At 65.7% G+C, this 25018-nt stretch carries 22 protein-coding genes and 1 tRNA gene; 13 read left to right on the top strand and 10 right to left on the bottom strand.

The window, feature by feature from the left end:
- Nucleotides 1–108: 108 nt before the first annotated feature.
- Both SCA01S_RS01970 and SCA01S_RS01965 read right to left on the bottom strand, forming a co-directional pair.
- A complete protein-coding gene (locus SCA01S_RS01970; RefSeq protein ID WP_022676009.1) occupies nt 109–783 on the bottom strand; it encodes a response regulator transcription factor in 675 nt (224 codons plus the stop codon).
- 145 nt (nt 784–928) lie between these two features.
- Nucleotides 929–1231, bottom strand: coding sequence for a hypothetical protein (locus tag SCA01S_RS01965; RefSeq protein ID WP_369801227.1), 303 nt, complete (start codon nt 1229–1231; stop codon nt 929–931).
- Between the two features lie 107 nt (nt 1232–1338).
- Between SCA01S_RS01965 and SCA01S_RS01960 the strand changes: the two genes are divergently transcribed.
- Entirely contained in the window at nt 1339–3132 is a 1794-nt protein-coding gene (locus SCA01S_RS01960) for an ABC-F family ATP-binding cassette domain-containing protein (protein ID WP_062782352.1), read from the top strand.
- A gap of 54 nt (nt 3133–3186) precedes the next feature.
- Here the strand turns inward: SCA01S_RS01960 and SCA01S_RS01955 are convergent, their stop codons facing one another.
- Entirely contained in the window at nt 3187–5013 is a 1827-nt protein-coding gene (locus tag SCA01S_RS01955; RefSeq protein WP_245652408.1) for a DUF885 domain-containing protein, read from the bottom strand.
- Nucleotides 5014–5229: 216 nt separating this feature from the next.
- On the opposite strand from SCA01S_RS01955, the gene SCA01S_RS01950 reads away from it, so the two are divergent.
- Both SCA01S_RS01950 and SCA01S_RS01945 read left to right on the top strand, forming a co-directional pair.
- Nucleotides 5230–5802 (top strand): helix-turn-helix domain-containing protein, encoded by a 573-nt coding sequence (locus SCA01S_RS01950; protein WP_022676005.1) that lies wholly within the window; start codon nt 5230–5232, stop codon nt 5800–5802.
- 98 nt (nt 5803–5900) lie between these two features.
- Nucleotides 5901–7097, top strand: a complete 1197-nt coding sequence (locus SCA01S_RS01945) for a glycosyltransferase (protein ID WP_174544778.1) — start codon at nt 5901–5903, stop codon at nt 7095–7097.
- Between the two features lie 147 nt (nt 7098–7244).
- Here the strand turns inward: SCA01S_RS01945 and secF are convergent, their stop codons facing one another.
- From secF to yajC, 3 genes are all read right to left on the bottom strand, one after another.
- On the bottom strand, nt 7245–8222 hold the full coding sequence (secF, locus tag SCA01S_RS01940; protein WP_022675249.1) for a protein translocase subunit SecF: 978 nt from the start codon (nt 8220–8222) through the stop codon (nt 7245–7247).
- A 17-nt stretch (nt 8223–8239) separates the two neighbouring features.
- The gene (gene secD / locus SCA01S_RS01935) at nt 8240–9838 is read right to left on the bottom strand and encodes a protein translocase subunit SecD (RefSeq protein ID WP_022675250.1); all 1599 of its coding nucleotides are present in this window, start codon (nt 9836–9838) and stop codon (nt 8240–8242) included.
- Nucleotides 9839–9915: 77 nt separating this feature from the next.
- On the bottom strand, nt 9916–10239 hold the full coding sequence (gene yajC, locus SCA01S_RS01930; RefSeq protein ID WP_022675251.1) for a preprotein translocase subunit YajC: 324 nt from the start codon (nt 10237–10239) through the stop codon (nt 9916–9918).
- A 270-nt stretch (nt 10240–10509) separates the two neighbouring features.
- Between yajC and SCA01S_RS01925 the strand changes: the two genes are divergently transcribed.
- From SCA01S_RS01925 to accC, 6 genes are all read left to right on the top strand, one after another.
- Nucleotides 10510–10586: transfer RNA gene (locus SCA01S_RS01925), tRNA-Pro, on the top strand.
- A gap of 312 nt (nt 10587–10898) precedes the next feature.
- A complete protein-coding gene (locus SCA01S_RS01920; RefSeq protein WP_062782349.1) occupies nt 10899–12248 on the top strand; it encodes an aldehyde dehydrogenase family protein in 1350 nt (449 codons plus the stop codon).
- Between the two features lie 102 nt (nt 12249–12350).
- On the top strand, nt 12351–12746 hold the full coding sequence (locus SCA01S_RS01915; protein ID WP_107715560.1) for a hypothetical protein: 396 nt from the start codon (nt 12351–12353) through the stop codon (nt 12744–12746).
- Nucleotides 12747–12840: 94 nt separating this feature from the next.
- Nucleotides 12841–13299 carry a type II 3-dehydroquinate dehydratase gene (gene aroQ / locus SCA01S_RS01910; protein WP_022675254.1) on the top strand — a complete coding sequence of 153 codons (459 nt, stop codon included), beginning with the start codon at nt 12841–12843 and terminating at the stop codon, nt 13297–13299.
- 119 nt (nt 13300–13418) lie between these two features.
- A complete protein-coding gene (gene accB / locus SCA01S_RS01905) occupies nt 13419–13913 on the top strand; it encodes an acetyl-CoA carboxylase biotin carboxyl carrier protein (protein WP_054130953.1) in 495 nt (164 codons plus the stop codon).
- 13 nt (nt 13914–13926) lie between these two features.
- Nucleotides 13927–15279: an acetyl-CoA carboxylase biotin carboxylase subunit gene (accC, locus tag SCA01S_RS01900; protein ID WP_062782343.1), complete on the top strand. Its 1353-nt coding sequence runs from the start codon at nt 13927–13929 to the stop codon at nt 15277–15279.
- 126 nt (nt 15280–15405) lie between these two features.
- Here the strand turns inward: accC and SCA01S_RS01895 are convergent, their stop codons facing one another.
- The 4 genes from SCA01S_RS01895 to rsmI form a co-directional block, all read right to left on the bottom strand.
- Nucleotides 15406–16047, bottom strand: a complete 642-nt coding sequence (locus SCA01S_RS01895; RefSeq protein ID WP_062782340.1) for a DedA family protein — start codon at nt 16045–16047, stop codon at nt 15406–15408.
- A gap of 43 nt (nt 16048–16090) precedes the next feature.
- Nucleotides 16091–17041: a glutathione synthase gene (gene gshB, locus SCA01S_RS01890; protein ID WP_062782968.1), complete on the bottom strand. Its 951-nt coding sequence runs from the start codon at nt 17039–17041 to the stop codon at nt 16091–16093.
- 217 nt (nt 17042–17258) lie between these two features.
- Nucleotides 17259–17609 carry a YraN family protein gene (locus SCA01S_RS01885; protein WP_062782337.1) on the bottom strand — a complete coding sequence of 117 codons (351 nt, stop codon included), beginning with the start codon at nt 17607–17609 and terminating at the stop codon, nt 17259–17261.
- Entirely contained in the window at nt 17606–18448 is an 843-nt protein-coding gene (rsmI, locus tag SCA01S_RS01880) for a 16S rRNA (cytidine(1402)-2'-O)-methyltransferase (RefSeq protein ID WP_062782334.1), read from the bottom strand. Before rsmI ends, SCA01S_RS01885 begins: the two co-directional genes overlap by 4 nt.
- 114 nt (nt 18449–18562) lie before the next feature.
- On the opposite strand from rsmI, the gene SCA01S_RS01875 reads away from it, so the two are divergent.
- From SCA01S_RS01875 to SCA01S_RS22045, 4 genes are all read left to right on the top strand, one after another.
- Nucleotides 18563–19693, top strand: a complete 1131-nt coding sequence (locus SCA01S_RS01875; RefSeq protein ID WP_062782965.1) for a penicillin-binding protein activator — start codon at nt 18563–18565, stop codon at nt 19691–19693.
- A gap of 69 nt (nt 19694–19762) precedes the next feature.
- Nucleotides 19763–21787: a DNA topoisomerase IV subunit B gene (locus SCA01S_RS01870; protein ID WP_062782331.1), complete on the top strand. Its 2025-nt coding sequence runs from the start codon at nt 19763–19765 to the stop codon at nt 21785–21787.
- Nucleotides 21788–21916: 129 nt separating this feature from the next.
- The gene (locus tag SCA01S_RS01865; protein WP_062782329.1) at nt 21917–23824 is read left to right on the top strand and encodes a methyl-accepting chemotaxis protein; all 1908 of its coding nucleotides are present in this window, start codon (nt 21917–21919) and stop codon (nt 23822–23824) included.
- A 137-nt stretch (nt 23825–23961) separates the two neighbouring features.
- Nucleotides 23962–25008, top strand: coding sequence for a hypothetical protein (locus SCA01S_RS22045; RefSeq protein ID WP_157088831.1), 1047 nt, complete (start codon nt 23962–23964; stop codon nt 25006–25008).
- Nucleotides 25009–25018 lie beyond the last annotated feature (10 nt).

The following is a 25018-nucleotide window of genomic DNA, read 5'->3' as shown; positions in this document are numbered from 1 at the left end:
GAGCCGGTGTGCTGGCGCCCGCCTGCCGTGGCAGCGGCGGCTTCGGCGCGGTGGCGCCCGAAGCCCAGCCGCAGCAGGAGGCGGGCCAGCCGGTTCACGCCGCAGCCCTTATCCGCGCACGGCCGCCGGATCGTCGAGGCTGTAGCCCAGGCCCCGGATCGTGGTGATCACATCGGCGCCCAGCTTCTTGCGAATGCGCGTGACGAACACTTCGATGGTGTTGGAATCGCGATCGAAATCCTGGTCATAGATGTGTTCGATCAATTCCGTGCGGCTGACCACCTTGCCCTTGTGGTGGAGCAGATAGGACAGCAGCTTGTATTCCTGCGCCGTCAGCTTGACCGGCTCACCCTGCAGGGTGACGCGGCCCGAGCGGGTATCGAGGCGCACATCGCCGGCGATCAGTTCGGACGAGGAATTGCCCGAGGCGCGGCGGATAAGCGCGCGCAGGCGGGCGATGAGTTCTTCGGTCTGGAACGGCTTGGCGAGATAATCGTCAGCGCCAGCATCGAGGCCGGCAACCTTGTCGGACCAGCTGTCACGCGCGGTGAGCACGAGGACGGGGAACTTGCGGCCTTCCTTGCGCCACATGCCCAGCACGGTGAGCCCGTCGATTTCGGGCAGGCCCAGATCGAGGATCACCGCGTCATAGTCTTCGGTCGAACCAAGGAAGTGGCCGTCTTCCCCATCGGTCGACAGGTCCACGGCATAGCCGTTCTGCTCGAGCGTGGACTTGAGCTGCCGCCCCAGGGTCGGTTCGTCCTCGACGATCAGGATACGCATGGCAATTGGCCCCTTCTGGCGCCGGCTGCCCGGATGGACGGGCGGCGCGAACGTGCTGGAATGGAGGTTAGATGGCGACAGGAACCTGAACGGTCAAGAAACGGTTCCCGCGTGGCGCATCATGCCGTGTAACCGGCGGGGGATATCAGCGCGATTCGCCCATGACCTGGCCAGTGCGGCCATCGACATCGACGAACACCACCCGGCCCTCGCGAATAAATTTCAAGCGATAGGCCCGCGCCTGGGGATCGTATTCAGGCCCGAGATACTGGGCGCCGCGCATCATCGGCAATACGCGCGCCTCGATCTCGCGCAGCGAGCGCACATGGCCGGCTGCCAAATCCTGGCGGGCACGGTCCTGTTCGTTGCGAATCTGGGCGTTGGCCGCTGGTGCGGCGGCAGCCAGGGCCAGCACGCTGGCAGCAGCAAGGAGAAGGCGGCGGAGCATCGTCATGCCTTGTGCATGCAACAATCCTATTGAACAAGTTGTGAATAGCACCGTTTCGCCATGTTCAGGTGGACCTGTGGCCAGCCCGCCGCTAAGCGCAGGGGCTTATGGCAGCACCAATCCTGAGCTGGGAAGGGCTGGGCCTGCATCAAGGCACCGGCTGGCTTTTCCAGGACCTCGACATCCAAATCGCCCCGCGTGACCGTCTCGCCCTGATCGGGCGCAACGGCGCGGGCAAGAGCACCCTGCTCAAACTAATTGCCGGCACGATCGATGCCGACAAGGGCAAGCGTTCGGTCCAGCCCGGCGCGCGCGTGGTGACGCTGGAGCAGGACCCGTTCTTCAAGGGCTTTGCCACCTTGCGCGATTTCGCGCTGCACGGGCCCGATGCGCCCGAACCGCACGAAGTGGAAGCCATCGCCGATCAGCTGGGCATCAACCTGGCGCGCGAAGCGCAGAACGCCTCGGGCGGGGAGCGGCGCCGGGCGGCGCTGGCCCGCGCCCTGGCGCAAGATCCCGATGTGCTGCTGCTCGACGAGCCGACCAACCACCTCGACCTGGCGGCGATCGAATGGCTGGAAGACTGGCTGCAACGCTTCAACGGCGCGTTCGTGGTGATCAGCCACGACCGTACCTTCCTGACGCGGCTGACGCGCGCCACGCTGTGGCTCGACCGGGGTAGCCTGCGCCGCAAGGAAGTGGGCTTTGGCGGCTATGAAGCGTGGATGGAGCAGGTCCACGCCGAAGAGGCGCGCGCGGCCGACAAGCTCGATGCCAAGCTCAAGATCGAGGAGCACTGGCTGCATCGCGGCGTCACCGCGCGGCGCAAGCGCAACATGGGCCGCTTGGAAAAGCTGCACGAAATGCGCGCCGAACGCGCCGCGATGACCGGCCCGCAAGGCGCGGCCAAGCTCGCCATCGCCAGCGACGACAGCAAGACCAAGTCGGTGATCGTGGCCGACCACGTGACCAAGCGCTTTGGCGATCGCACGATCATCAAGGACTTTTCGCTGCGTATCCAGCGCGGCGACCGCATCGGCCTGGTCGGCTCCAACGGCGCGGGCAAGACCACGCTGCTGAAAATCCTGACCGGCGAACTGGCGCCCGACGAAGGCAGCGTCACGCTGGCCCAGACGCTGACCGGGGTAGTGATCGACCAGCAGCGCAGCCTGATGGCGCCGGAAAAGCGTGTGCGCGATGTGCTGGCCGAAGGCGGCGACTGGATCGACGTACGCGGTGTGCGCAAGCATATCCACGGCTATCTCAAGGACTTCCTGTTCGATCCCGGCCTGGTCGAAGCGCGCGTGGGCACGCTTTCGGGCGGCGAACGCTCGCGCCTGCTGCTGGCGCACGAGTTTGCGCGGTTCTCCAACCTCTTGGTGCTCGACGAGCCGACCAACGACCTCGACCTAGAAACGCTCGACCTGTTGCAGGAAGTGATCGGCGACTACGAGGGCACCGTGCTGATCGTCAGCCACGACCGTGACTTTCTCGATCGCACGGTCAATATCACCCTGGGCATGGATGGCTCGGGCAAGGTCGATATCGTGGTGGGCGGCTATGCCGATTGGGAGCGCCAGCGCAAGGCGCGCCTGGCCGCCCAGCCCAAGGTGGGCGCGAGCAAGGTGGCCGAGGCGGCCCCTCCCCCGCCGCCACCGGCACCGCGCAAGGCCAAGCTGACCTACAAGGACCAGCGCGACTACGAAATGCTGCCCAAGCGCATCGAGGAACTCGATGCGGCGATCGCGCGCGATGAAGCCGCGCTGGCCGATCCGGCGCTCTATAGCCGCGATCCCAAGCGCTTTGCCGCGCTGAGCGAGGCCGTAGCCAAGGCGCGCGGGGAAAAGGAAGCGGCCGAGGAACGCTGGCTCGAACTGGCCGAACAGGTCGAAGGCGCCTGAACGTTCTGGCAACGGGAGCCGGGCGGCCACAAGGCCACCCGGCTCCCGTGTTGATCAGGCGCTGCGCAAACGCTCCGCAATGCGCTCGTCGATCCGCGCTTCGAGCATCGAGAGCGGCATCGAGCCTTCCTTGAGCACGGCGTGGAACCAGGGCAGGCTGAACTTGTCGCCCAGCGCCGCCTGCGCCTTCTTGCGGTTGGCGACCCACGCGGTGTGGCCGATCTTGTAGCTGCAGGCCTGGCCGATCATCGTGCAATAACGCTCGATCTCGCGCTGGCTGCGCGCTTGGGTAAAGCCGGTTTTCTCGACCATGTAGGCCGTCGCCTTTTCCCGGCTCCAGCGATAGTGGTGGATGCCGGTGTCGACCACCAGGCGCACGGCGCGGAACAGGAACGACTGGAGATAGCCGGCACGTTCGATGCCGTTATAACCGCCCAGTTCGTCACCCAGCTGCTCGGCATAGAGCGCCCAGCCCTCGCCATAGGCGGAAATGAAGTAATCGCGCAAAATCCACGGCAGCTCACCGCCACCCTGGGCATAGCCACCCTGGAGATGATGCCCGGGGATGCCTTCGTGATAGGTGAGCGAGGGCAAGGTATACTTGGGCCAGTCGTTCACCGACTTGAGATTGATCCAATAGATCGCCGGCCGCGAGCCATCGAGCGGGGCGCTGTTGTAATAGCCGTTGGGCGCACCATCCTGGATATCGGTGGGCACGGCGCGGATCACCAGCGGATCGTTGGGGATGTCGGCAAAGGCGCGCGGCAGCTTTTCGCGCATCGCGGCCACGCTCTTGTTGAGCCCCGCGATCAGATCGGTGCGGCCCTGCGCAGTATCGGGATAGAGCTGGTCGCTGGCGCGGTTGAGCGCGGACAGCCGCTCGCCCACGGTGCCGGTAGCGTGCCCGGCCGCCTTGAGCACGGTATCGAGCTGGCCGGTGATATCGGCCACCTGCTCCAGGCCCATCTTGTGCACCTGTTCCGGCGTCAGCGCCGTGGTGGTGGCACTGGCAAGCGCAGCGGCGTAGATGTCATCGCCACGCTTGAGGCGCCACACGCCATCGCCGGGCGCCGACTTGCCACGCAGGCGGCGGTGCAGCGCGATCTGGCGATCGAGCGCGGGATAGACCTTGTCCTTGACGATCGCCGTGGCGCGGCCCTGCCAATCGCCGGCCAGGCCCTTTTCACGGGCGCGCCGCACCAGCGAGGTGACCAACCCGCTTTCGCCAGCCGGCACGCCGCGCAGCTTGCCCATCTGGCCCAGCGCCAGATCGATCGCCCAGGCCGGGGGAATGCGGCCCAAGCCGGCCTGGCGCGCCACTTCAGCGGTCTGATCATCGAGCACGACCGGGAACGCGGCCAGGCGATCGAGATAGGCCTCGGCATCGTCGAGCTTTTCGATCGGATGCTGGTTATCGAGGAAATCGGGCACGGAGAAATAGGCGCCGCGCTGCTGATCGATAGTGAACGGCGTTTGCGGATCATCGATATCAAAGGCAGCGCCGCTCAACTGGTCACCCAGGCGATGCAGGACGATGGCACGATTGCGCTTGTTGGCAGCGCTCAATCCGGCCGGATCGAACCCGGCGACCGCAGCGCGGGCATCGCGATAAAACGCCAGGCTGGCTTCGCGGCCGCCCTGCCCGGCGCTGTCGAGCCGGTGGCGCAGCATGGCGCGCACGCCGGTATCGAGGCCAAGACCGGTCGCGCGTTCCGGCTCGATCAGCAGGCTGGACCAGAAAATGCGATCGAGCAGGGAAACAAATGCTGCGTCGCCAGTATCTTGGGCAAATGCCAAGCCCGGCATGCCAGCCAGCAGGCCACCCGCCATGGTGCCGCCAGCCAGCGAAAGGAAGGCGCGTCGTTCCAAACCGTGCATCATCTAAAGGGTCGCTCCCTGGCTTTTTGTTTCAAGTGAGACGAGGTGCCACGGCCACCGTGCAGCGACAATCAAAATGATACGGCAATCGACCAAATCACGATATGAATCGACCAACGCCGGTTCTCGCGATCAATTGTGCAAGGATGCTTGCCCTGCCCTCCAAATTACGGGTAAGAAAGCATAACACCTCACGCCTGTAGATGTGGACCATCCTCGATGATCAACAGAATTCGCGAAATTCGCAGGCAAAAGGGGCTTACGCTGGCCGACGTTGCCGCGCGCTGTAATCCCGCCACTACGGCGCAAACGATCGGCCGCCTGGAAACCGGCACCCGATCGCTTTCACTCAAGTGGATGAACCGGATCGGTGCCGCCCTGGGCATCGATCCCGAACTGCTCGTGCGCGCGGGAGACGACGCGCAGGCGCATGTCGTGGCGCGCCTCACCCCGGTGGGCGCCGAACCGGTGCCAACCCCGATCCTGGCGCAATTGCCCGACACGCTGCTGGGGCGCGAGGGGCTGATGGCGCTCTCTGTGGAAGCCAGCGCGGGTGATTGGCGTGCGGGTGACCAGGTATGGCTGCGCCGGCTCGACGCCGCCGAGATCGGCCGTGGTCTCAACCGCGATGTGCTTGCGCCGCGGCCCGGCGGGCGCTTTGCCTTTGGCCGGATGATCGACCATCGCGATGGCCGCGTGGCGTTGCTGCCGCCCGGGCCCGGCCAACGGCAACTGGTGATCGATCGCCCGGCGTGGATTGCCGTGGCCGAAGTTCTGGTTCGCCCACTCTGACGCCAAACCGCCGCAATATCCGGCTCTCCAGGCCCTTTGTGTCCATTCCGGTACGCTTGCCCTCGCACACGCAGCATTTTCGCGCTACGCCCTGAGCCATGACGTTGCGCCTGCTCAGCTTGTCCACGCTCTATCCTGCCTCGCTTCGGCCCGGTTTTGGCCGGTTCGTGGCGCGGCAGATGGAAGCGCTGGCCGCGCGGCCCGATTGGGACGTGACGGTGATCAATCCGATCGGCCTGCCCCCCCTGCCCGGCGCACTGATGCCGCGTATCTATCGCCCGTTGTTGGAAATTCCGCCGATGGAACGGCGCAGCGGCGTGCCGGTGCATCATCCGCGGTTTCGCCTGCTGCCGGGTCTTTCCGGCCGCCTGAACCCGGCGCTGATCGTGCGTGCGGTGCTGCCGCTGGCGCGGCGGCTTCATGCCGAGCAGCCGTTCGACATGGTGGACGCGCAGTTCTTCTATCCCGATGGCCCCGCCGCCGCGCGGATCGCTGATGCGCTGGGCCTGCCCTATGCCATCAAGGCGCGCGGATCAGACATTCACGTATGGGGACATCGGCCAGAGGCGCTGCGCCAGATGACCGCCGCGGCCCAGGGCGCCGGGGCGCTGCTCAGCGTGTCACAGGCGCTGGCTGACGACATGGCCGATCTGGGCCTGCCGGAACGCGCCATCACCGTGCACTATACCGGGCTCGATCATGGCCGTTTCCACCCCCGCCCCCGCGCCGCATCGCGCGCAATCCTGGCCGAACGCTTTCACATTCCCGCCGACGGCCCGCTGGTCGCCTGCGTCGGCGCGCTGATCGCGATCAAGGGCCAGACCCTGGCGATCAAGGCCCTGGCTGAACCCGGCATGGAAGGGGTGAGCCTGGCCCTGGCCGGCACCGGCCCCGACGAGGCGGCGCTGCGCGCGCTGGCCCGCCAGCTGGACGTGGCGCATCGCGTGCATTTCATGGGCGCACTGGGCCACGATTTCATGCCGGTGCTGATGGCCGGCGCCAGCGCGATGGTGCTGCCGTCCGAACGCGAAGGCCTGGCCAACGTGTGGATCGAGGCGCTGGCCTGCGGCACGCCGCTGGTAATTCCGGATATCGGCGGCGCGCGCGAAGTGCTGATGGCGCCGGCCGCCGGGCGCATTGCCGCCCGCGAGCCTGCCGCGATTGCCCGCGCGCTGGCGGCCCTCATTTCCCAGCCCAGCGCACCCGAAGCGGTTGCGGCCTGCGCCGCGCGGTTCAGTTGGGAAAACAACGCCGCAATGCTGGCTGATGTTTACGGCAAGGTTGTCGCGGGCTGAGCGCGCCACTTGCGCCTAGGTTGTGGCTCCCACCACCCCCCGCCCCCCTCCTCTGAAGAGGATGGGGAGTAAGACATAAAAAAGCCCCCTCCTCTTCAGAGGAGGGGGTTGGGGGTGGTGCGAAACCTTACATTAAATCGCCAAAAATCAGGCGCCTTCGCGCGCGAGGCGCTCCTGCTTTTCCAGCGCGGTTTCGGTGGGCACGAAGCTCTTGGGATTGACCTTGAGCCAGATCAGGATGGGCGCAGCCATGTAGATCGAGCTGTAGGTACCCACGAAAATGCCCAGGGTGATGGCGGCGGTAAAGCCGAAGATCACTTCCGGCCCAAACGCGAGCAGCGCCACCAGCGTGATCAGCATCGACAGCGACGTGACGATGGTGCGTGCCAGCGTTTCGTTGACCGACAGATCGAGCAGTTCGGGCAGCGGCATCTTACGATACTTCTTGAGGTTTTCGCGCACGCGATCGTAGACCACGATCGTATCGTTGAGCGAATAGCCAATCAGCGTGAGCAGTGCCGCCACGATGTTGAGGTCGAACTCCATCTGGGTCAGCGCGAACATGCCAAGCGTGAGCGTGACGTCGTGCACCAGGCTGAACAGGGCGCCGACGCCGAACTGCCATTCGAAGCGGATCCAGATATAGGCGGCCACAGCCAGCGCGGCGAGGCCAAGCGCCTTGAACGCGTCCCATTTGAGTTCGCCGGACACCTTGCCGGAAACCGAATCGATGCCGTCGATCCGCGCATCGGTGTGGTGGCTCTTGATATCGGCCGTGATGGTGCGCGCCATCTTGTCAGACTGCGCGGCATCATGCTCCGAACCCTCGGGCAGCTTCATGCGGATCGAGATTTCGTTGGGCTTGCCATAGCGCTGGATGATCGGCTCACCATAGCCGAGCTTGGCCACTTCACTGCGCAGGTCGGCCACCGGCGCCTCGGCGCTGCGCTCGAACGTCACGCGGATCATCTGACCGCCGACGAAATCGACGCCCAGATTCAGGCCCTTGGTGAACACCAGGCCAAGCGAGGCGGCCATGAGCAGTAGGCTGCCCAGGTAGAACGGCACGCGCCACTTGAGGAAGTGGATGTTGGTGTTGTCGGGAACGAGCTTCAAAAGTTTCATGGGTTATCGCTCCCCTGTCACAGCTTGAGATCGGCAGGGCGGGCGCGGCGCAGCCATTGCGCCACCCACATGCGGGTGAGCCACATCGAGGTATAGACCGAGGTGGCAATGCCGATCATCAGCACCACGGCAAAGCCCTTGACCGGGCCGGAGCCAAAGCTGGCCATCAGTACGGCCGCAATCACGTTGGTGACGTTGGCATCGAAGATGGCGCGGCTGGCTTCCTTGTAGCCGGTTTCGACCGCCGCCACGACGCGGCGGCCGCGATGGCGTTCTTCGCGGATACGCTCGTTGATCAAGACGTTGGCGTCGACCGCGGCGCCGATGGTGAGCACGAAGCCGGCAATGCCTGGCAGCGTCAGCGTGGCGCCGATCGTGGCCATGACCCCCAGGATCATCAGCATGTTCATGACCAGCGCAAGGCAGGCATAGACGCCGAAGCGGCCATAGGTGGCGATGATGAATACCACCAGGGCCAGCGTGCCGACCGCCATGGCGATCACGCCCTTGCGGATCGAATCGGCGCCAAGGTCAGGACCGACCGTGCGTTCTTCCACGACCTTGAGATCGACCGGCAGGGCGCCAGAGCGCAGCGAGATTGCCAGCTGACCCGCGCTTTCAGCGGTGAAGTGGCCGGAAATCTGCGCGCTGCCGCCCAGGATCGGTTCGTTGATGTTGGGTGCCGACAGCACCTTGCCATCGAGAATGATGGCAAAGGGCTTGCCCACGTTCTGCGTGGTCAACTTGGCGAACTTGGCGCCGCCTTCGGTGTTGAACGTGATGTTCACCACCGGTTCGTTGGTCTGCGGGTTGTTGCCGGCCTGCGCATTGGTCAGTTCGTCGCCGCGAATGCCGCCCAGGCGCTTGACCGCGATCGGCACGCCCTGCTTGGGATCGGCAAACGGCAGGATCTGGCTGCCGGCCGGGGCAATGCCGCGCGCCAGGTCAGACGGCAGCGCGCTTTGATCAACCAGCTTGAATTCCAGCTTGGCAGTCTGGCCCAGCAGGCTCTTGAGCTGCTGCGGGTCCTGCAGGCCCGGCACCTGCACCACGATGCGCTGCGCACCCTGGCGCAGGATCGTCGGTTCCTTGGTACCCAGGCCGTCGATGCGCTTGCGCACCACTTCCACGGCGGTGTCCATCGCCTGGCTCACGGCCTGGTCGATGCCTTCCTGCGTGGGGGTGAGGACGAAGCGGTTGCCGTCCACCACCTGGATGTTCCAGTCGCGCTGGCCGGTCAGGCCCGCGCCCGACGTCAACGGCAGGATCGCCTCGCGCACGGCGTCCACCTTGGTGACATCGTCAACCAGGAAGGTCAGGCTGCCGTTGTTGTTGCTGATGTCGCTGATGCGGATGGTGGCATCGGTCGTCTTCAGCTTGTTGCGGACGGATTCCTCCATGCCTTCCAACCGCTGCTCGCGCACTTGCGATGGATCGGCCTCGAGCAGGATGTGACTGCCACCGGCCAGGTCCAGGCCCAGGTTGATCGTGGGCGAAGGCAGGGCCGAGGGCCAGGCAAGGCCGGAGACCGTAAACAGCGAAGGCAACGATGCCAGGGCGACCAGAATGGTCACCCCCCATAGCATCAGTACCTTCCAGCGCGGAAAATCGAGCATGATCGGGCTTTCAGAAATCTATCGGGCCAGAAATCTATGTGGTCGGACCAACGAGATCGGCCAGGGTCCGGTAACGGTCAGTCGTTGGCGGGCTTGTCGCCGGGCTGCACGATCTCACCCAGGGTGGAGCGCACGGCCTTGACGCGCACGCCCGGGGCCAGTTCCAGATCGACATAGGCATCGTCGATCCGCACGATCTTGCCGAGCAGGCCGCCGGCGGTGATCACGGAATCGCCCTTCTGCAAGGCGGCCAGGCGCTGCTGGTGTTCCTTCTGGCGCTTCATCTGCGGACGCAGGATGAGGAAATAGAAGATCACGGCCATGGCCACCAGCGGCAGGAACTGGAGGTAGGCGGGCGGCGAGGCCGCATTGGCGGCGGCGGCGGAGAGAAGGCTGAGCATGACAGAACCGTTCGTGGGATCGGAGACAAGGGTTTACAACCCCCGGCGGGGCACGTGTGGCCGCACCTTCCCCCGATTGTTGCAATTGGCCGCGGCTGCTAGCAGTTTGGGAAAGGCAAGGCAATGAAGCGCCATCGGCGCGCCTTTCGCACCCCGATCGCCGTGCCCTGCGCGCATCACAATCCACAGGCATTTCCCGGCCGGCGCAAAAAGATGCCGTGCAAGGGGCTTGCCATCCCGAAACGTTCCGCTTAGAGGCGCCCCACCGGTCGGGACGTAGCGCAGCCTGGTAGCGCATCACACTGGGGGTGTGGGGGTCGGAGGTTCGAATCCTCTCGTCCCGACCAATTTCTCACTGACATAGTCGATATCTTACCCCTCTGGGGGCTCCCCGAAATTGCCCGCAAGCGGCGCTGGTGGGACAGATCGACGTGCCAGAAAATCCTCTCCCGATATGCGTTGCTGACCGCCCCGATCCCTTGGCGATCCTGGCTGAGTCGTGCGACCGTCCGTGACCAACCCCGATATTGATGCCAGCGCGCCGCTGCCACATCGGCAGGCCGGCAACCCGCGCCCACCCCTTCGGACATCGTTGCCAGCGGCCCCTGCACTAGTTAGTGTGTCTAACGAACAAAAACACTGAGCAGGATGCCACAGCCATGACGACGACCGCCCCGACCACCGCCGACCTTGCCGACGACATCCGTCGCGTCTTTGCCCTGCAACAGGCGCATCAGTGGGAGGCCAAGGCATCGAGTGCAGAAGTGCGCAAGGCCAAGCTGGCACGGCTGAAGGCGGCCGTAGAGGCCCATGCCGACGCCATCATTGCCGCCGTGCTGGAAGACACGCGCAAGCCGGTGGGCGAGATCCGCGTCACCGAGGTGCTCAACGTGACGGGCAATATCCAGCGCAATATCGACAATCTCGATGCCTGGATGGCGCCGACCGAGGTGACGCCGTCGCTCAATCCGGCCGACCGCGCGCAGATCATCTACGAAGCGCGGGGTGTCTGCCTCGTCCTCGGGCCGTGGAACTTTCCGCTCGGCCTGGCACTCGGGCCCGTGGCGGCAGCGATTGCGGCGGGCAACACCTGCATCGTCAAGCTGACCGACCTGTGCCCGGCGACCGCCCGCGTTGCGGCGGCGATCATTCGCGAGGCGTTCGACGAAAAGGACGTCGCGCTGTTCGAAGGCGATGTGTCGGTGGCCACGGCGCTGCTCGACCTGCCGTTTTCACATATCTTCTTCACCGGCAGCCCGCGCGTGGGCAAGATCGTCATGGCAGCGGCGGCAAAGCATCTGACCACGGTCACGCTCGAACTGGGCGGCAAGTCGCCGGTGATCGTCGATGATGGCGCCGACATCGGCAAGGTTGCAGCGCAGCTGGCCGCCGCCAAGCAGTTCAACGGCGGGCAGGCCTGCATCAGCCCCGACTATGTGTTCGTCAAGGAAGCGCAGAAAGCCGCGCTTGTCGAAGGCTTTGCCGCCAGCGTCCGCGCCAATCTCTATGGCGACGATGGCCAGTTGAAAAAGGATGGCATTGCCCAGGTCGTCAACCAGGCCAACTTCGATCGCGTGAAAGGCATGTTTGATGATGCCGTGACCAAGGGTGCGACGGTGGCCGTGGGCGGCACATTCGAGGCCGAAGACCTAACCATCCACCCGACTATGCTTACCGACGTGACGCCGCAAATGACCATCCTGCAGGACGAGATCTTTGCCCCGGTTATCCCGGTCATGACCTATGAATCGCTCGACCAGGCGATCGGCTATATCGAGGCGCGCGACAAGCCGCTGGCATTGTATGTGTACAGCCCCGACGAGACGGTGGTCGAGACGGTGCTGGCCCGCACCTCCTCTGGCGGCGTCACCGTCAACGGTGTGTTCTCGCACTACCTGGAAAACAACCTGCCGTTTGGCGGCGTGAACACCAGTGGCATGGGCAGCTACCACGGCTATTTCGGCTTCAAGTGCTTCAGCCACGAACGCGCGGTCTATCGCCACCAGTAAGCCGGACGAGGGACAGGTTGCGGCGTCATGGTGGTTAGCTTGCGGTAACCTTTGGCTGCTAGGCTCGGGTTCAAGATGCACAACCTGTCCAGACCCTTGCGCATGCACCTGCCCCGTCTTTCGCTCATGGCGCTGGCCGTGGGCAGCCTGGCCCTGGCCGGTTGCGAAAGCGAGCGTGACCGCAAGATGGAAGAGCGCATTGCCGCGGCCGAGGCCAAGGCCGCTGCCGCGGAAAAGCGCGCCGCGGCGGCAGAGGCCGCGGCCGGATCGACGTCACCCGTCACGACTGGCACCGTGAGCGACGAGAGCGACAGCCAGGAGGCAACCTCGGAAGACCAGCCGCCGGTGGAAGGTGACGTCGATCAGCAGCAGCAAAGCGACAACCAGCCATCGGCCGATTTCCAGCCCGACAACGAAGGGCCGCAACTGGTGATTCAGCCGCCGCCGGTCGGCGTGCCTGGCCCGGTCGACGTGGGCAGCCCGCCAGTCGCTTCCTGATCGGCTGCCTCTTGCAGCCAAGGCACAGCTCTTGCACCAACGCAGCAGGGCGCTATCACCCGCGCACCGTTCCCGGCAGGAGTTTAGCCAGACCATGACCGATACCGCCGCCCCTGCCACCGCGCCCGTGGTGTTCGTGCTCAACGGCCCGAACCTCAACCTTCTGGGCATGCGCGAGCCGGCCATCTATGGTCACGACACGCTCGACGATATTGCCGGCCGCCTGGAAGACCGCGCCCAGGACCTGGGCCTGACGGTGGACGTGCGCCAATCGAATCACGAAGGCCACCTAATCGACTGGCTGCACGAGGCCCAGGCCGTGGGCGCGCGCGCGGTGCTGCTCAATGCCGGCGCCTATACCCACACCAGCGTGGCGCTGCACGATGCGATCAAGGGCATTGTCACCCCGGTGATAGAAGTGCACCTTTCCAATCCGCACAAGCGCGAGGAATTCCGCCACAAGAGCTATGTCGGCATGGCGGCCAAGGCCACGGTCGCCGGGTTCGGCGCGGCGAGCTATATCGTCGCGCTCGACGCGGTTTTGCATCTTTAACCGCGCTTAGGCCCGGTTTTTCCCCGAAGGGTGGGCGATTTCGCCCGCCTTTCCCCTTGCCAGCGCGCCCCCGTGCGGGCATGGCGCTGCGCCAGACTTTCCCACCTGTGAGGTTAACAATGGGCCACGACACCGGCGACAAGCCCGCCGCAACCATGGCAATCGACAGCGCGCTTGTGCGCGAACTGGCCGAACTGCTGGCCGACACCGGGCTTTCCGAAATCGAAGTGGAAGACGGTGCCCGCAAGATCCGCGTGGCGCGCACGCTGACGGCCGCCCCGGTGGCACACATGGTGGCAGCGCCTGCTGCTGCCGTGGCCGCGCCGGCCGCTGCAGCCCCCGCCCCTGCGGCAGACGCCGCTCCCGCCGCCGCCGATCTGGCTGGCGCGGTGAAATCGCCGATGGTCGGCACCTGCTATCTCACCCCCGAGCCGGGCGCGCCCGCGTTCATCGCGGTGGGCCAGGCGGTGAAGGCTGGTGACACGCTGCTGATCGTGGAAGCGATGAAGGTGATGAACCCGATCACCGCGCCGGCCACCGGCACGATCAAGGCGATCCTGGTCGAAAACGCGCAGCCGGTCGAATACGACCAGCCGCTCGTGGTCATCGGCTAAGGACATAGAAAAGATGGCCATCAAGCGCCTGCTGATCGCCAATCGCGGCGAAATCGCGCTGCGCATCCATCGCGCTGCGCACGAAATGGGCATCGAAACGGTGGCGGTGCATTCCACCGCCGATGCCGATGCCATGCACGTGCGCCTGGCAGACCATGCCGTGTGCATCGGGCCGCCCGCCGCCAAGGACAGCTATCTCAACATCGCCGCGATCATTTCGGCGGCCGAGATCACCCAGGCCGACGCGATCCACCCCGGCTATGGCTTCCTGTCGGAAAACGCGCGCTTTGCCGAAATCGTCGAAGCCCATGACATCACCTGGATCGGCCCCAAGCCCGAGCACATCCGCACGATGGGCGACAAGGTGGAAGCCAAGCGCACCGCCGGCGCGCTGGGTCTGCCGCTGGTGCCCGGTTCTGACGGCGCGATTTCCGATGTGGAAGAAGCCCGGAAGATCGCCGAGGAAATCGGCTATCCGGTGATCATCAAGGCCGCTTCGGGCGGCGGCGGGCGCGGCATGAAGGTGTGCAACAGCCCCGATGACCTGGAAACGCTGATGCAGCAGGCCGGCTCGGAAGCCAAGGCTGCGTTCGGCGATGCCACGGTGTACCTCGAAAAGTACCTGGGCAATCCGCGCCACATCGAATTCCAGATCTTTGGCGACGGCAATGGCAAGGCCATCCACCTGGGCGAGCGCGACTGCTCGTTGCAGCGCCGCCATCAAAAGGTGCTGGAAGAAGCTCCCTCGCCCGTCATCTCGTCTGACGAGCGCGCTCGCATGGGTGGCGTGGTGGCCAAGGCGATGGCCGACATGGGCTATCGCGGGGCCGGCACGATCGAGTTCCTGTGGGAAAATGGCGAGTTCTATTTCATCGAAATGAACACCCGCCTGCAGGTGGAACACCCGGTGACCGAAGCGATCACCGGCGTCGACCTGGTGCGCGAGCAGATCCGCATTGCCGATGGCAAGCCGCTGTCGGTCACGCAGGACGAGATCGAGTTCAAGGGCCACGCGATCGAGTGCCGCATCAACGCCGAAGATCCCTTCACCTTCGCGCCCTCGCCGGGCCTGGTGAAGAGCTATCACGCGGCCGGTGGCATGCACGTGCGCGTCGATAGCGGGCTCTATGCCGGTTACAAGATCCCGCCCTATTACGATTCGATGATCGCCAAGCTGATCGTCTACGGCCGCACCCGCGAAGGCTGCATCATGCGCCTGAAGCGTGCGCTGGAGGAAATGGTGATCGACGGGGTCAAGACCTCGATCCCGCTGCACCAGCGCCTGCTGGAAGATCCGACGGTTCTCGATGGCGGCTATTCGATCAAGTATCTTGAGGAATGGCTGGCCCAGGGCGGCGGCAAGTAACACGAAAAGGTCGCATCGCAAGATGCGGCCTTTTTTGTTGAGATCCTCCCCCACATCGTGGGGGAGGTGGCAGGCCGCAGGCCTGACGGAGGGGGTATGTCTCGTGCCGCCCCCCTCCACCACCGGCTATGCCGGCGGTCCCGCTCCCCCGCTGCGCAGGGGAGGATTTTGTTCCCGCGGCTTCCACGTGACCACGCGCCAGAGATAGGCGCCGACCAGCACGGCGGTGAGCCCGAGCGAGGCCGGCCCGGTATAGGCAGCGACTTTTTCATAGTGCTGCCCCAGGTGCCAGCCGGCCCAGACCAGCAAAGCATTCCAGATTGCCGCGCCGGCAAAGGTAAAGACCAGAAAGCGCGCATGGCCCATGGCGGCGAGGCCGGCCGGCAGCGAGATCATCGTCCGCATCGCCGGGGAAAAGCGCATTACGAACACCACCCATTGCCCGTGGCGGCGAAAGAACGCGACGAGGCGGCGCATGGCCGGCCAATCGAGCGTGAGCACGCGGCCATAGCGCGCGACGAACGGCCGCAGTCGCTGATAGCCAAGATGGCGGCCAAGCAGGAACCAGGCATAATTGCCCAGCGTGGAGCCGACCGTGCCGAAGATCATCAGCGGCACCACATCCATGCGCCCTTGGGCCACGGCAATGCCGCCCAGCCCCATGATCACCTCGGAAGGGATGGGCGGAAAGATGTTTTCCAGCGCCATCAGGAACGCGATGCCCCAATAGCCGCCGTCGGCAATAAGCTGCAAAATCCAGTCGTTCATGGTCGGAACAACGCGCGGGGCCACAAACGGCCCCGCGTAAAAATCAAATCCGCCGTTCGATCGCGTCCCAGATCATGCCGCCGGTATCGCTGCCGTTGAACCGGTCGATCGCGACGATGCCGGTGGGCGACGTGACGTTGATTTCGGTGAGCCACTTGCCGCCGATCACGTCGATGCCCACGAAGATCAGGCCACGCTTTTTCAGCTCGGGCCCCATGGCTTCGCAGATTTCCTGCTCGCGTGGCGTGAGCGTGGCGGCTTCGGCATAGCCGCCCACCGCCAGGTTGGAGCGGAACTCGCCCTCGCCCGGCTTGCGGTTGATCGCGCCGGCCACTTCGCCATCGACCAGCACGATGCGCTTGTCGCCCTCGGCCACTTCGGGAAGGAACGGCTGCACCATGAATGGCTCGGGCCAGACCTGGCCAAACAGTTCGGCCAGCGCCGACAGGTTGCCGCCATCGGCATCGATCTTGAACACCGCCTTGCCGCCATTGCCATGCAGCGGCTTGACCACCACGGCGCGGTCACCGTGCTTGTGCTGGAACGCGCGCACGTCGAGCGCTGAACGCGTGATCAGCGTGGGCGGCATGAAGCGCGCATAGTCGAGGACATAGACCTTTTCGGGCGCATTGCGGACCGAGCGGGGATCGTTGACCACCAGGGTCTCGCCCTCCAGCCGCTCCAGCAGGTGCGTGGCGGTGATATAGCCCAGGTCAAACGGCGGGTCCTGGCGCATCAGCACGACATCGACATCGCGGCCCAGATCGATCTTGCGCGTCTCACCCAGGTGATAGTGATCGCCTTCGACGTGCTGCACGGTGACTGGCGCGGCATCGGCCGTTACCCGGCCCGCTTCCCAGGCCAGGCTGGTGACGTGGTAATACCACAGTTCATGCCCGCGCGCCTGGGCGGACAGCATCAGGGCAAAGGTCGAATCGCCACCGATCTTGATCGAATGGAGAGGGTCCATCTGGACCGCAACGCGCAGGGTCAAGGCAGTGCTCCGAATGATATCCGTGGTCTTGCGGGTGGCCCGTTTAAAGGCGAATTGGCAGCAGCGCGACCAAAAAGGAGCCGCAACCGCATCAGGAAAAATCAACCATGCTTGCCGCCCGGCTCATTACCCCGTTTCTGTGCCTCATTGCCTGCGCGGTGGTGCTGATCGACGTGCCGGGCCTGGTCCACGCCTGACGGCGGTCCACGCCTGACGGTCATGGCTGCCAGGCGTTGACGATGCGGCGCGGCCAGCGGCCCGGCGCAATCAGGATCACATCGATCCGCACATCATCGCCTGGCCCGGCATAGCGCGGCGCCAGTGCCTGCGCCGCACGGGCAACGCGCGCCAGGCGGCGGGCGTCGATCGCGGTATCGAGAGCGGCTGCATTGGCCCGCCATTTCACCTCGACAAAGGCCACGGTGCGGCCCCGCCGCGCGATCAGGTCCACCTCGCCCACGCCGATCTTCACCCGCCGCGCCAGCACGCGCCAGCCGGTGAGCATCAGGTAGAGCCCGGCCAGCCATTCGCCGCGCCGGCCCTGTGCCTCGGCCCGGGCGCGGTTCACGGGGCCTCTTTCAAGGCCATGGCACGGGCATAAAGCGCCTTGCGATCAAGGCCGTGCGCCTTGGCCACCTGCCCGGCCGCCTGCGAGGGCGACAGGTGCTCCAGCGCGGCGCGCAGCAGTGTGTCGACGTCATCGGCCGCTGGCGCAGCAGGCGCGGGCGGTGGGCCGGCCAGCAGTACGATCTCACCCTTGGGCGGATGGGCAGAGTAGTGCGCGATCAGTTCCTCGGGCGTGCCGCTGCGGCATTCCTCGTGCAGCTTGGTCAATTCGCGTGCGACGGCGAGTTCGCGCCCCGGCAGATGCTGTTCCATCGCCGTGAGCGAGGCAACCAGGCGCGGCCCGGTTTCATAGAACACCAGCGTGGCCGGTATCGCGGCCAGTTCGGCCAGCACATCGCCGCGCGCCTTGTCCTTGGACGGCAGGAAACCAGCAAACATGAAGCGGTCGGTCGGCAGGCCCGCCAGCGTCAGCCCCACGATCATCGCGCTCGGCCCCGGCAGGCTGGTGACGGCAAGGCCCAGTTCGCGTGCCTCGCGCACCAGGCGATAGCCGGGGTCGGAAATCAGCGGCGTGCCGGCGTCAGACACCAGCACGACCGACTTTTCGGCCATTTCACCGAGCAGCCGCTCGCGCACGTCGGCCGATGCGTGGTCATCATAGCGGCGCATGGCCTTGCGGATTCCCAGATGATTGAGCAACTTGCCCGTGACGCGGGTATCTTCGCAGGCTATGACGTCACACCGGGCAAGGATGTCGGCGGCGCGGGCGGTGATATCGCCAAGATTGCCGATGGGCGTGGCCACGATATAGAGCCCGGGCGCAAGGGGTGGTGTATCCATTCCTTTTCCATGGACCGGCCTTACGGGAGCGGCAAGCAGATGATGATGGGCAAGAGCGGCAACAACGGCATTGCGGACGGCAGCAGGGCGCCTTCCGGCTTGAGCCGCCGCCGCATGGGCCAATGGCTGGCGCTGTCGCTGCCGGCGGCGCTGCTGGCCGGCTGTTCGGTCATTCCCAAGCCCGGAACGCCAGGCACCCCGCCCCCGCCGCGCGAAACCGCGCCGCAGGAAAACGTGCTGCCGAGCGATGCCGGCCGCCACCGCGTGGCGCTGCTCGTGCCGTTGACCGGCCCCAACGCCGCCGTGGGCCAGGCGATTGCCAATGCCACCACGATGGCCCTGCTCGATACCAACGCGCAGTCCTTGCGCATCACTACCTATGATACCGGCGCGGGCGCCGCTGCAGCAGCGAGCAAGGCCGTGCTCGATGGCAATCGCCTGATCCTAGGCCCGCTGACCTCGGAAGATGTCAGCGCCGTGGCTGGTGTAGCCCGCCCGGCCAAGGTGCCGATGATCACCTATTCCAACGACAGCGCGGTGGCCGATCGCGATGTTTTCGTGCTGGGCCAGGTGCCCGGTCAATCGATCGCCCGCGTGATCGGCTATGCCCATAGCCAGGGGATCCGGACCGTGGGCGCGATCGTGCCGAGCGGCACTTATGGCCAGCGGGTAAGCATCGCGCTGACCGATGCCGCACGGATGCAGGGCATTCGCCTGACCGCCATCGAAACCTATGACCGCAGCAATACCTCGGCCGCGAGCGCGGTGCGCCGGGTGAAGGCGCGCGGGCCGATCGATGCGCTGCTGATCGGTGATGGCGCGCGGATCGCGGTGCAGGCCGCGCCCTTTGCCAAGGGCACGCGCCTGCTGGGCACTGAACTGTGGAAGGGTGACCCGACGCTGGCACGCACCCCGGCGATGAAGGGCGCGTGGTTTGCCGCGATTTCCGATGATCGCCTGCCGCGCTTCGAGCAGTCCTACCGCCAGCGGTTCGGCACGGCGCCCGCCCGCATCGCCACGCTGGGCTATGATTCGGTGCTGCTCACGCTCAACATCGCGCGCAATTGGAAGCCGGGCACGCTGTTTCCCACAGCGAGGCTCTATGCGCCGGACGGCTTCATCGGCACCGATGGCGTTTTCCGCTTCAATGCCAATGGCGTGGCCGAGCGCGCGCTGGAAGTGCGCGAGGTTTCGGGCGGAACCGTGGTGACCGTATCTCGCGCGCCGGAAAAGTTCACGAACTAGGCGATTCCATCGGATAAGGGAGCCGGCACGGCTTGCGCGGCAATTCGCGCGTGTTCTATAGCCGTTCTCATGGCGACAGACGATTCCGGCTCCCTGTTCGACAAGCTGCCCCAGGGCAGCCCGCAAGAAAGCTATGATGGCTCTGCCATCGAGGTGCTTGAAGGGCTGGAACCGGTGCGCCGCCGCCCCGGCATGTATATCGGCGGGACGGACGAGCGCGCCCTGCACCATCTGGTGGCCGAAGTGCTCGACAACGCGATGGACGAAGCCGTCGCGGGCCATGCCAACCGCATCGAGGTTTTCCTCGAAGCTGCCGATGGCGCCGCCGGCAAGGTGACGATCACCGACAACGGGCGCGGCATCCCGGTTGACGAGCATCCCAAGTACCCCGGCAAGTCTGCGCTGGAGGTGATCCTCACCACGCTGCATTCGGGCGGCAAGTTTTCGGGCAAGGCCTATGCCACCTCGGGCGGTCTCCACGGCGTGGGGATTTCCGTGGTCAACGCGCTGTCCACCCTCACCCGAGTGGAAGTGGCGCGGAACAAGGAACTCTATGCGCAGGAGTTTTCCTGCGGCCTGGCCAAGGGCCCGCTGGCCCGCGTGGGCAATGCGCCCAACCGGCGCGGCACCGCAGTCACCTTCATTCCCGATGCCACGATCTTTGGCGCCGATGCCAAGTTCAAGCCGGCGCGCCTGTTCCGCCTGGTGCGGTCAAAGGCCTACCTGTTCGCCGGGGTCGAAATCCGCTGGAAGTGCGATCCCGCGCTGATTGCCGACGATACCCCGGCCGAGGCGGTGTTCCAGTTTCCCGGGGGCCTGGCCGATCACCTGGCCGAACAGGTCAAGGGCCGCGAATGCGTGACGGCGCTGCCCTTTGCCGGGCGGCAGGACTTTCCCGCCGGGCCCGATGGGCAGGAAATGGGCCGCGTGGAATGGGCGATCGCCTGGCCGCTGTGGTCTGACGGTGCCTATTCCTGGTATTGCAACACCATTCCCACCCCTGATGGCGGCACGCACGAGCAGGGCCTGCGCGCGGCGTTGACGCGGGGCATTCGCGCCTTTGGTGAACTGGTTGGCCAGAAAAAGGCCAAGGACATCACGCCCGAAGACATGATCACCGGCAGCGAGATCATGCTGTCGGTGTTCATCCGCGATCCTCAGTTCCAGAGCCAGACCAAGGACCGCCTCACCTCGCCCGAAGCCGCACGGCTGGTGGAAGCGGCGGTGCGCGACCATTTCGACCACTTCCTGACCGACAACATGGACCGCGGCCGCGCGCTGCTCGGTGCGGTGATGGAGCGGATGGACGATCGCCTGCGCCGCAAGGCGGAGCGCGAGGTCAAGCGCAAGACCGCCACCAATGCGCGCAAGCTGCGCCTGCCCGGCAAGCTGACCGATTGTTCGGGCGAAGGCAGCGGCGAAACCGAACTGTTCATCGTCGAAGGCGATTCGGCCGGCGGCAGTGCCAAGCAGGCGCGTGACCGCAAGACGCAGGCGATCCTGCCCATCCGCGGCAAGATCCTCAACGTCGCCAGCGCCACGGCCGACAAGATCCGCGCCAACCAGGAAATCGCCGATCTGTGCCTTGCGCTCGGCTGCGGCACGCGCAAGGACTGCAACCCCGACGCGCTGCGCTATGACCGCGTGATCATCATGACCGATGCCGACGTCGACGGCGCGCACATCGCCACGCTGCTGATGACCTATTTCTTCCAGGAAATGCCCGAGATCGTGAAGCGCGGGCATCTCTACCTGGCGCAGCCGCCGCTCTATCGCCTCACCGCCGGCACGGTTTCGGCCTATGCCCGCGACGATGCGCACCGCGCCGAACTGGAAGCCACCAAGTTCAAGGGCAAGAAGGTGGACGTGGGCCGGTTCAAGGGCCTGGGCGAAATGAACCCCGGCCAGCTGCGCGAAACCACCATGGCGCCGGCCAGCCGCAGCCTGCTGCGCATCACCCTGCCGCCCGAATACGAAGGCCGCGCGGCGGTGAAAGACCTGGTCGACCGCCTGATGGGCCGCAACCCCGAACACCGCTTCATGTTCATCCAGAACCGCGCCGGCGATCTGGACCGCGACCTGATCGACGCCTGAGGCTTGGCGCGGCTGTCCGGACTAGGCGCTTTCGCTTAGCCCGGCATTGAAAGGCACCTAAGCAGACTGTGGCATTTCATCTGTTCGAGAACCGGCGGCCTGCGCTGCCGGCTGGCCAGGTGAGTGTCGATGGAATATCTCAAGAACGCGCCGATCCGCCGCAAGCTGTCGCGGCTTTTCGTGATCATTGCCGCGATGATCATGGCGGCCCTGGCGATGATCAGTGCCGGGCTGCACCAGATCAGCGCCAACGACGCTGAAATCACTGGTGACCACGTGCCGCAGGCGCTCTTGGCCAATGGCATGGACACCGCGATTGCCCAGATCGACGCCGATCTGCGTGCGCTCACCATGCCATCATCCAGCCAGACGGCCGCAGGCCACACCGCGCGCATCGCCGAAAACCGCGCGATGATCGACAAGGCGGTGACCAGCCTCAAGGCTACGGACCTGGATGCCAACGAAGCCGGCTTTGTCGGCGATTTCGCCAAGGGCTGGACCAGCTATGCCGCCGCTGCCGAACAGGTGCAGGCCTTGGCCGCCCAGGCCCACATGGCCGAAGCCCAGGGGTTGGTCCAGCAGAACGAGGAACTGGCCCAGGGTATCGATTCCAGCCTCGACAAGCTGATCGACTATCAGCGTGGCCATATCACCCAGGCGACGGCCGCGGCCAACCAGGCCTATTGGTTTTCGCTGATCACCGGGCTGGGCGCGCTGGCTGGGCTGATCGCGGTCCTGGTGTGGAGCTACCGCCTGCTCGAACGCCTGGTCGCCCGCCCGGTAGCCGAGGTGACCCAGGCGCTCACCCGGCTGGGCGCGGGAGACCGCACAGCGCAGGTCGATCACGCTGACAGCGCGGATGAACTCGGCGACCTGGCCCGTGCCTTTGGCGCACTGCGCGACCAACTCGCCACGGCCGACGCGGCCAAGGCAGCGCAGGTGGACCTGATCGTGCGCACGCTGGGCGTGGCCCTTGCCGACCTCAAGAGCGGCAACCTGGCGGCGCGGATCGAGGGCGGGCTCGAAGGCCCGTTTGCCCAGCTGCGCGACGATTTCAACACCATGGCGGCCGAACTGGGCAAAGTGATCGGCGCGGTGACCAGCGCGGCCGACAATGTGCGCACCGGATCGACCGAGATCCGCGCCGCGTCTGACGATCTTGCCCACCGTACCGAGGCCCAGGCGGCGCAATTGGAAACCGCCGCCACCGCCATGCGCAACGTGACCGCAATGGTGGACGACAGCGCGGCCAAGGCCGAAGCCGTGCGCCACACGATCGAGGAAACCGCCCTTGCTGCCAGCGACGGCGGCCAGGTGGTGACCGAAGCAGTGGCGGCCATGGATGGCATTGCCCGCTCGTCGCAAACGATCAACCAGATCATCGACCTGATCGATGGCATCGCCTTCCAGACCAACCTGCTGGCTCTCAACGCCGGGGTCGAGGCGGCGCGCGCTGGCGACGCGGGCAAAGGCTTTGCCGTGGTCGCCACCGAAGTGCGCGCCCTCGCCCGCCGCTCGGCCGACGCCGCGCGCGATATCAAGGGGCTGATCGGGGAAAGCACCGGCCAGGTCGCCGCCGGCGTCCAATTGGTGACCCGCACCGGCGAGGCGCTGGAGGCGATCATCGCCCGCATCGGCAACGTGCGCGGCCTTGTCGCAGGTATTGCCGAAGCCACCGCCGATCAATCCGACAGCGTGAAGAAGGTCTATGAAACCGTTGGCTCGCTCGACCGGATGACCCAGCAGAACGCCGCCATGGTCGAAGAAAGCACGGCCGCCGCCCGCACCCTGGCGAGCGAGGCCGACGCGCTGGGCAATCTGGTCGCCCGCTTCCGCGCCGGCAGCAGCGGCCCGGCACACCGCGCACCAGCGGTGCTTGCCGTCGCTTCGGCGGGCCCTGCCCCCCTGCCGGCGCCCACGCCAGTGGCAGCGCCGGCGCCGCGCGCCCTGCCCACCCCCGCCGCCACCCCCGCCGCGCGCAAGGTCAGCGCGGCAGGCGGCGGAGGCAGCGGCATGGAAGACTGGTCAGAGTTCTAGGATCAGCTTGCACGGCGCTTCCAATGTCGCCAAGTTCCTGATCTGCCGTGAATTGAGGCAGGCATAGTGGGGGGCGAGACATGAAGGCGGCGGCAAGCGTGCGGTTGATTGCAATGGGGTGGGCCTTGGCAGGGGCCGTGCCCGAGAGCCAGGCTGCCGAAGCCACGGCACCGGCCAAAGCGGGCCCGATCGTGGTCGATACCGCCGCTGCCTGGACACACGGCCCCACCGGCATCGTTTTGCCAGCAGCGATCGGGGCATTCACCCGCACGGAAGTATCGCAGAGCGATCATGGGCTGGCGGATGTTTCGATCTCCTATCAGGACAACGTCAGCCGCACCGCGCTGACCGTCTACGTCTTTCGCGCTGGTTGGCCGCAGGCGCCATTGTGGGCAGACCGATTGAGCCAGGTGATGGCGATGAGCGCGCAGCGCAACGGCGGCACGCTGGCAGGGCCGCCCAGCTTTGCCGCGTTTGCTCCCACAGGCCATGTAAATGCCAGCGCGCTGCGCGTGGTGCAGGCAGTGCAAGGCGGACAATGGCAGGCGACCGGGGCGGTGGTCATTCCTTATGGGCAGTGGCTGGTGACCATGCGGATGAGCTCTGCCACGCTCGACGCCAAGGTACTGGACGCCCAGTTGACTACAGCGGCCGCAGCCTTGCACGTGCCAGCCCCGGCCCAGCCGCTGCCTGCCGCCGTGCCGATGATCCCCTGCACCGATACGCTGACGCTCAAACCGGCCAAGCATGTCGGACCAAGCAAGAGCAGCAATTCGTTGATCGACGCGTTGCTCGGGGCGGCGCTGGCCCAATCGCAAGGCGCCGCAGAGGAGGCGGAGGCCAAGGGCGACGCCACCAGCGAACCGCCGCCCTATGCCGCTACGCTTTGCCGCGATCCATCATCATCGATCGATCACGGCGTTTATCGAGCACCGGGTGACAGGCAGCGCTACGTCATCGCGCTCGGCGACGCTGGTATCACCCTGGCGGTCGGCCCTAACACCTTGTCCGCGCTGCTCGACAAGCGACTAACCTATAGCGCCACATTGACAATGTTCGACAAGGTCATGGTCTATCCGGCCTATGCGAGCCTTCCGCCACCAGACCAGGCGATCGCCGCACTCGACCGCGAACATGCACAAAGCGAAACATCGGACGGCAAATCGATCACGATCCATCCGTGAACCTTGCGCA

Source organism: Novosphingobium capsulatum NBRC 12533, from assembly GCF_001598375.1.
Classification (GTDB): domain Bacteria; phylum Pseudomonadota; class Alphaproteobacteria; order Sphingomonadales; family Sphingomonadaceae; genus Novosphingobium; species Novosphingobium capsulatum.
Note: the sequence above shows the minus strand (reverse complement) of the source record. Positions and strands in the feature narration are given on the sequence as shown.